Raw genomic sequence first — 7490 nt, 5'->3', positions numbered from 1 at the left:
TCCCTGTGGGAGCGAGCCTGCTCGCGAAAGCATTCTGTCAGGCGCCGCTGGCAACCGAAGCCTGCGCCGTGCGCAACTCATGCCGATTGCCACGGAACAACACCAGCGTGGCAACAAGGCCCAATACCGCCGCGCCGCTGAGCCAGATGCCCGGTGCTGCCTTGTTGTCCAGCACATGAATCAGGTAGGTGCACGCCGCCGGAGTGAACCCGCCGAACGTCGCCGTCGCCAGGCTGTAGGCCAGTGAAAACCCGGTCGTGCGCACTTCCACCGGCATGATCTCGGTCAGCGCCACCACCATCGCGCCGTTGTAGGAGCCATAGAGGAACGACAGCCACAGTTCGACAATCAGCAAATGGCTGAAGCTCGGATTCGCCACCAGCCACGACAGCGCCGGATACGCAGTCAGGATCGCCAGAATCGTTGCCGCCAGCAGTAAGGGTTTTCGCCCGATCTTGTCGGACACTGCGCCCATCACCGGCAGCCAGAAGAAGTTCGACAAACCAATGCACACGGTCACCAGCAAGGCATCGAGGTCCGACAGGTGCAGTTCGGCTTTGCCGAACGTCGGGGTGTAGGCGGTGATCAGGTAGAACGACACCGTGGTCATCACCACCAGTGCCATGCCGGCGATGACGATGCCGAAGTTCTGGCCGATCGAACGGACGATTTCGCCGAGGGTAGGGCGGTGGGTGCGCGCCTGGAATTCCGGGGTTTCCTCCAGCGAGCGACGGATGAAGAAAATCACCGGCACGATCATGCAGCCAATCAGAAACGGTACGCGCCAGCCCCATTCGCCCATTTGCTCCGGACTCAGCCAGTGATTCAGAGCAACGCCGAGCAGGCCGGCGAACACCACCGCAGCTTGTTGGCTGGCGGACTGCCAACTGACGAAAAAGCCTTTACGCCCCGGCGTGGAGATTTCCGCCAGATACACCGACACACCGCCCAGTTCCACGCCCGCCGAGAAGCCTTGCAACAGACGGCCGAACAACACCAGCAGCGGCGCGGCGACACCGAGCGTCGCGTAGCCGGGCACGCAGGCAATCAGCACTGTACCGGCGGCCATCATCGCCAGAGTGATGATCAGCCCTTTGCGCCGTCCGTGACGGTCGATATAGGCGCCGAGAAAAATCGCCCCGAGCGGGCGCATCAGGAAGCCCGCACCGAAGGTTGCCAGCGACAGCATCAGCGAAGCGAACGCGCTGTCGGTGGGGAAGAAGGTTTTGGCGATGGCCGTGGCATAGAAGCCGTAGACCATGAAGTCGAACATTTCGAGGAAGTTGCCGCTGACAACGCGAAAGATCGCTTTGCCTTTGCCCGTGGTCGAGGACATGGGAGGTACTCACTGTTCAATTTTGTATAAAGGCGTTGCTGCCATGGGGAAGCGAGCGGGCGCTTGTAGTTCATAATGGCCGCCGTGGTTTTGCGGGGAGATGAAGAATTGTTAACTGGACGCTGGTTGGGGCTTGTGGTCTTGGCGGGGGCAATCGGCGGCTGCGGCAACGGCGATTCCCTGGAACAGGTCGGCGGCTCGACCATGGGCAGCACCTGGTCGGTCAAGTACGTGCGCCACGCCGGGGTTGCCGATCCTGCACAGGTGCGCGGCGAAGTGGAGACCATCCTCGGTGAAGTCGATCAACAGATGTCGACTTACCGAAGTGACTCAGCCATCGAGCGTTTCAACTCGTTGCCTGCCGACAGTTGCCAATCGATGCCGGCAGCGGTGCTTGAGTTGATCCGCGTCGGTGAACAGCTTTCGACGCAAAGCGAAGGTTCCTACGATCTGACCGTGGAACCACTGATGAATCTCTGGGGATTCGGTCCGCAAGGACGCGAAGAGATCATCCCCGATGAGATTGCCCTGGCCGAGGTCATGCAGCGGGTCGGCCATCAGCATCTGCGTATCGACGGCAACCGTTTGTGCAAGGACGCCGCTGTCGAAGTCGACTTCAACAGCATCGCCGCCGGTTATGCCGTGGATGCCATCGCCGCCAGATTGCAGGGCATGGGCATCGCCAATTACCTGGTCGAAGCCACGGGCGAACTCAAAGCCAAGGGCAGCAAGCCAGATGGCTCAGCGTGGCGCATCGCCGTCGAAGAGCCCCGGGATGACCAGCAAGTGGCCGAGCGGATTATCGATGTCGATGGTTACGGCGTATCCACCTCCGGCGACTACCGCAACTATTTTCTGCAGGACGGCCGGCGTTATTCCCACACTATCGATGCACGCAGTGGGCGACCGGTCCTACATGAGCTGGCGTCAGTCACGGTGATTCATCCTTCAGCGTTGATGGCCGATGGACTATCGACGCTGTTGCTGATTCTCGGGCCGGAAAGGGCGCAGGACTATGCCCAAAAGCATGACATTGCTGCATTCTTTGTCCTGCGTGCCGATACAGGTTTCGTCACCCGCAGCAGTCAGGCATTTGCGCAGCTTGTCGACGAAAAAAACTGACTGAAGACAAGACGAAAGCTGGCGTTGTAGTGCAGGCAAAAGTAGCCTACGACGCGACCAAGGGTTAATGTGCGCGGCGTTGACGCTTCTATAGACTGTGTCCGGGTTCTTCACTGGCCCCCAATTGTTCCTTCGCGCCGCCGTTCGGCGTGATTTAGCCGCCGGTGCTGCTGGCATCGCGGCCTGTTCTGAGGAGTACGCATGGCTGTCTACAACTACGACGTGGTGGTACTGGGTTCCGGCCCGGCGGGAGAAGGCGCGGCAATGAACGCCGCCAAAGCGGGGCGCAAGGTCGCGATGGTCGACAGCCGTCGCCAGGTCGGCGGCAACTGCACCCACCTCGGCACCATCCCGTCCAAGGCACTGCGTCACTCGGTGCGGCAGATCATGCAGTTCAACACCAACCCGATGTTCCGCGCGATCGGCGAGCCACGCTGGTTCTCCTTCCCGGACGTGTTGAAAAGCGCCGAGAAAGTCATTTCCAAGCAAGTCGCTTCGCGCACCGGCTACTACGCCCGTAACCGCGTTGACGTGTTCTTCGGCACCGGCAGCTTTGCCGACGAGCAAACCATCGAAGTGGTCTGCGGCAACGGCGTGGTCGAAAAACTGGTCGCCAAGCACATCATCATCGCCACCGGTTCGCGTCCGTATCGCCCGGCGGACATCGATTTCCACCACCCGCGTATCTACGATAGCGACACCATCCTCAGCCTCGGCCACACCCCGCGCAAACTTATCGTTTACGGCGCTGGTGTGATCGGTTGCGAATACGCGTCGATCTTCAGTGGTCTGGGTGTGCTGGTCGAACTGGTCGACAACCGGGGCCAGTTGCTGAGCTTCCTCGACTCGGAAATTTCCCAGGCGCTGAGCTACCACTTCAGCAACAACAACATCACCGTGCGCCACAACGAAGAGTACGACCGCGTCGAAGGCGTGGACAACGGTGTGATCCTGCACCTCAAGTCCGGCAAGAAGATCAAGGCCGACGCCTTGCTCTGGTGCAACGGCCGTACCGGCAATACCGACACGCTGGGTCTGGAAAACATCGGGGTCAAGGTCAACAGCCGTGGCCAGATCGAAGTCGACCAGAACTACCGCACCTGCGTGGAGAACATCTACGGCGCCGGTGACGTGATCGGCTGGCCAAGCCTTGCGAGTGCCGCCCACGACCAGGGTCGTTCGGCCGCTGGCAGCATCGTCGACAATGGCAGCTGGCGCTTCGTCAATGACGTGCCGACCGGCATCTACACCATTCCGGAGATCAGCTCGATCGGCAAGAACGAGCAGGAGCTGACCCAGGCCAAAGTGCCCTACGAAGTCGGCAAGGCCTTCTTCAAGAGCATGGCGCGGGCGCAGATTGCCGGCGAGCCGCAAGGCATGCTGAAAATCCTCTTCCACCGCGAGACGCTGGAAGTGCTCGGTGTGCACTGCTTCGGTTATCAGGCGTCGGAGATCGTTCACATCGGTCAGGCGATCATGAACCAGCCGGGCGAGCTGAACACCCTGAAGTATTTCGTCAACACTACGTTCAACTACCCGACCATGGCCGAAGCCTATCGGGTAGCAGCGTACGACGGCCTCAACCGGCTTTTTTGACGGGCTCCGGCCGGTGGCCTGAGCCGGCCGGGGAGACCGATTTCAGCAATTCTCAAGGGTGGCAGTGGCCAAACCGGGAAAGTCTGTAATCAGGCTGTCAACGCCGAAGTCGGCGAGTCTGCGCATCAGTGCAGGCTCGTTGACGGTCCACACCGACACATGCAGGCCCTGACGCTGCGCCTTCTGCAGGCGTTCCGGCGTACACAGCGTCCAGTTCAAGGCGAGAATCTCGCAGCCGTAGCTGGCGGCGACCTTCAACGGATCGAGCCAGGCGTATTCGGCCACCAGGCCGCGCGACACGTCCGGTACCAGATCCAGCGCTGCCTTCAAGACTTCCCGCGAACTCGAGGTGATCGTCACCTTGTCGAGCAGTCCGTGGCGCTGAGCCATTTCCCGAATCGCCAGCACGGTAGTCGCCGCGCGGGTGCGCGAAGCGCTTTTGACTTCCAGCTGCCAGTGCTCGAAATCACACTTCTCGAACAACTCTTCCAGCGTCGGAATCGGGCACGGCTTGATCCAGCCCGGGCCACCCTTGCGCGCGTCATAGGTCACCAGTTCGGCAGCGGTGTGCTCGACGACTTTGCCGCGGCGTTCGGTGGTGCGCTTGAGCGTCGGGTCATGGATGACCATCAGCTCGCCGTCCTTGGACAGGTGCAGATCCAGTTCGCAGCGGCGCACGCCGTGCTTGAGGCATTCCTGAAAGCTGCTCAGGGTGTTTTCCGGTGCTTCGCCCTTGGCGCCGCGGTGGCCGTAGATGAGGGTCACGGTGCTTCCTTAAGTTAAATGCCAGATTCGTTCTGTTCGCGGGCCAGACGGCGTTCCTGAGCCTGCTTTTGCAAGATGTAGCGCGCAAGCAGCTGGCGCTGCGCATCGGTCGGGCGTTCGAACTCGGTGCCGACGTCATAGCCATCGCCCTTGGGATCGCAATGCGTGACCCGGGCGCGCAGCAGCAGGCCCAGCGCCTGCGGCATCAGCACCAGTTTCACCGACAGATGCGCGCCGGTGGCGATCGGGGTCGGGTACTGAAAGTCGATCCCGCCTTCGGAGATGATCACCGGCTGCGGCTCGCCGATGTGGCCGAGCGCGGTCAGGGCGATCACCTGGCTGAGCAGGTCGATGCGTTTGTTCTGCGATTTGAGAAATGCAGCGATGGCGCGGTCACGCTCGCTGATCTGCCGCAGCAGGTGCTGCGACTCGAATTCGCTCAGGTGCAATTCGCTGAGCAGGTTGAACAGTGGGGAAGCATCCTGCAACACTTCCTGGCCTGCGGCTTCGGGAGCGGACAGGGGCCGAATTTCCAGTGCGATCGTGTCCTCGATACGGTAGTATTCGCGGCGATCTTCTTCATCTAATGTCGACATGGCGAACCCATGGTAGCGGCGGTGGTCTGGGGGTAAAGCTGGTTTTCGCCCCCCGCCACAAGGACGTTCCTTTTCCCTCCGAACAAGCCCCGACATGTTCAGACCTCTCTTCGTATTTATCGGCACGCGTTATACCCGTGCAAAGCGTCGCAATCATTTTGTGTCATTCATTTCCCTGACTTCGATGATCGGGCTCGCCCTTGGCGTGGTCGTGATGATCGTCGTGCTGTCGGTGATGAACGGCTTCGACCATGAGATGCGCACCCGCGTGCTGGGCATGGTGCCCCACGCTACTCTCGAGACCGGCGAGCCGATCAATGACTGGCAGAGCCTGGCCGACAAGGTCAAGCAGAACCGGCAGGTCACGGCAGTAGCGCCGTTCACCCAGATGCAGGGCCTGCTGACCAATAACGGTCAGGTCTCCAAAGTGTTGCTCAATGCCATTGATCCTGCGCTCGAGCGCAATGTGTCGATCATCGACAACTTCATGAAGCAGGGCAAACTCGACGACCTGACACCGGGCAGCTTCGGCATCGTCATCGGCGACAAGGCCGCGACCAAGCTCGGCGTCGGCATCGGCGACAAGGTTACTTTTGTCGCGCCGGAGGTCAGCGTGACCCCGGCCGGGATGTTCCCGCGCATGAAGCGCTTCACCGTGGTCGGGATTTTCCATGTCGGCGCCGGTGAGCTCGATGGCTACCTCGGCGTGACCAATCTGCAGGATCTGGCGAAAATGCACCGCTGGAAAGCCGATCAGGTGCAGGGCCTGCGTCTGAAGTTCGACGACCTGTTCCAGGCCCCGCGCGAGGCGTGGAACATCGCCCAGCAGCTCGGCGAGGACCGTTACTACGCCCGCGACTGGACCCGCACCCACGGCAACCTGTATCAGGCGATCCGCATGGAAAAAGCCATGATCGGTCTGCTGTTGCTGCTGATTGTCGCCGTCGCCGCGTTCAACATCATTTCCACGCTGGTGATGGTGGTGAACGACAAGAAGGGCGACATCGCCATTCTGCGCACCCTCGGCGCCACACCGGGCACGATCATGCGCACGTTCATGGTTCAGGGCACGGTAATCGGCGTGGTCGGCACGGCCATCGGCGCGGTGGTCGGGATTCTCGCGGCGCTGAATGTCAGTGCGGCGATTTCGGCGCTTGAAGGGCTGATCGGCCACAAGTTCCTTAATGCTGACGTGTATTTCATTGATTATCTTCCTTCGCAGGTACAGAGCCAGGACGTCGTCATGGTCTGCGCCGCTGCGTTGGTCCTGAGTTTCCTCGCCACCCTGTATCCCGCCTGGCGTGCCGCGCGCACCCAGCCGGCGGAGGCGTTACGTTATGAGTGAGTCGGGCATGAGTGAACAAGCAATTCTGAGCTGCCGTAACCTGGGCAAATCCTACGAGGAAGGCCCTGAGTCGGTACAAGTGCTGGCCGGCCTGCAACTGGAGTTGCACCCGGGCGAGCGCGTGGCGATCGTGGGTAAATCCGGTTCCGGCAAAAGTACCTTGCTCAACCTGCTCGGCGGTCTCGATACGCCGAGCAAGGGCAGCGTCTGGCTCGATGGCGAAGAGCTGTCGGCATTGAGCGAGAAGAAGCGCGGCCTGCTGCGCAACCGCGCGCTCGGCTTCGTTTATCAGTTTCACCACTTGCTGCCGGAATTCACCGCGCTGGAAAACGTCTGCATGCCGCTGTTGATCGGCAAGACCGCCATCCCGGAGGCGCGCCAGCGTGCCACGGCGTTGCTGGAGCGGGTCGGTCTGGGCCATCGCCTCGAGCACAAGCCGGCGGAACTGTCCGGCGGCGAACGTCAGCGCGTGGCCATCGCTCGTGCTCTGGTCAACAACCCGGGGCTGGTGATGCTCGATGAGCCAACCGGCAACCTCGACCTGCACACCGCCGAAGGCATTCAGGATCTGATGCTCGAGCTGAGCACGTCGATGCGCACGGCGTTCCTGGTGGTGACGCACGACCTGAACCTGGCTCGCCAGATGGATCGCGTTCTGCAGCTGCAGGAAGGCTGCCTCACCCCCATCTGACTGGCTGAAACCCGGCGCTCGTAACGGCGCCGGGTCTTT

Annotated in this window: 7 protein-coding genes; 4 read left to right on the top strand and 3 right to left on the bottom strand. The window is 61.2% G+C overall.

Features of this window, described 5'->3' with window-relative positions:
• Window positions 1-37 precede the first annotated feature (37 nt).
• A complete protein-coding gene (locus tag AEQ63_RS00560; protein ID WP_042609043.1) occupies window positions 38-1336 on the bottom strand; it encodes an MFS transporter in 1299 nt (432 codons plus the stop codon).
• A 75-nt stretch (window positions 1337-1411) separates the two neighbouring features.
• On the opposite strand from AEQ63_RS00560, the gene AEQ63_RS00555 reads away from it, so the two are divergent.
• Together AEQ63_RS00555 and sthA are read left to right on the top strand one after the other, a co-directional pair.
• Complete coding sequence (locus AEQ63_RS00555) at window positions 1412-2458, top strand: FAD:protein FMN transferase (RefSeq protein ID WP_082367674.1); 1047 nt, start codon at window positions 1412-1414, stop codon at window positions 2456-2458.
• Window positions 2459-2659: 201 nt separating this feature from the next.
• Window positions 2660-4054: a Si-specific NAD(P)(+) transhydrogenase gene (sthA, locus tag AEQ63_RS00550; protein WP_016775479.1), complete on the top strand. Its 1395-nt coding sequence runs from the start codon at window positions 2660-2662 to the stop codon at window positions 4052-4054.
• 42 nt (window positions 4055-4096) lie between these two features.
• On the opposite strand, the gene AEQ63_RS00545 is transcribed toward sthA, so the two are convergent.
• On the bottom strand, window positions 4097-4819 hold the full coding sequence (locus AEQ63_RS00545; RefSeq protein ID WP_007910500.1) for a glycerophosphodiester phosphodiesterase: 723 nt from the start codon (window positions 4817-4819) through the stop codon (window positions 4097-4099).
• A 14-nt stretch (window positions 4820-4833) separates the two neighbouring features.
• On the bottom strand, window positions 4834-5415 hold the full coding sequence (locus AEQ63_RS00540) for a PilZ domain-containing protein (protein WP_042609045.1): 582 nt from the start codon (window positions 5413-5415) through the stop codon (window positions 4834-4836).
• A 94-nt stretch (window positions 5416-5509) separates the two neighbouring features.
• On the opposite strand from AEQ63_RS00540, the gene AEQ63_RS00535 reads away from it, so the two are divergent.
• Together AEQ63_RS00535 and lolD are read left to right on the top strand one after the other, a co-directional pair.
• Entirely contained in the window at window positions 5510-6760 is a 1251-nt protein-coding gene (locus tag AEQ63_RS00535; RefSeq protein WP_024013629.1) for a lipoprotein-releasing ABC transporter permease subunit, read from the top strand.
• Window positions 6753-7451, top strand: a complete 699-nt coding sequence (gene lolD / locus AEQ63_RS00530; protein ID WP_064361430.1) for a lipoprotein-releasing ABC transporter ATP-binding protein LolD — start codon at window positions 6753-6755, stop codon at window positions 7449-7451. Before AEQ63_RS00535 ends, lolD begins: the two co-directional genes overlap by 8 nt.
• Window positions 7452-7490 lie beyond the last annotated feature (39 nt).

Origin of the sequence: Pseudomonas sp. RIT-PI-o (assembly GCF_001297215.1) — a bacterium.
GTDB lineage: Bacteria > Pseudomonadota > Gammaproteobacteria > Pseudomonadales > Pseudomonadaceae > Aquipseudomonas > Aquipseudomonas moraviensis_A.
This window is presented reverse-complemented; position numbering and strand designations above follow the sequence as displayed.

What these genes read in the sequence shown, in the direction of transcription:
- AEQ63_RS00560 (WP_042609043.1), bottom strand. Translation starts at nt 1,336, where the DNA reads ATGTCCTCGACCACGGGCAAAGGCAAAGCGATCTTTCGCGTTGTCAGC.
- AEQ63_RS00555 (WP_082367674.1), top strand. Translation starts at nt 1,412, where the DNA reads ATGGCCGCCGTGGTTTTGCGGGGAGATGAAGAATTGTTAACTGGACGC.
- sthA (WP_016775479.1), top strand. Translation starts at nt 2,660, where the DNA reads ATGGCTGTCTACAACTACGACGTGGTGGTACTGGGTTCCGGCCCGGCG.
- AEQ63_RS00540 (WP_042609045.1), bottom strand. Translation starts at nt 5,415, where the DNA reads ATGTCGACATTAGATGAAGAAGATCGCCGCGAATACTACCGTATCGAG.
- AEQ63_RS00535 (WP_024013629.1), top strand. Translation starts at nt 5,510, where the DNA reads ATGTTCAGACCTCTCTTCGTATTTATCGGCACGCGTTATACCCGTGCA.
- lolD (WP_064361430.1), top strand. Translation starts at nt 6,753, where the DNA reads ATGAGTGAGTCGGGCATGAGTGAACAAGCAATTCTGAGCTGCCGTAAC.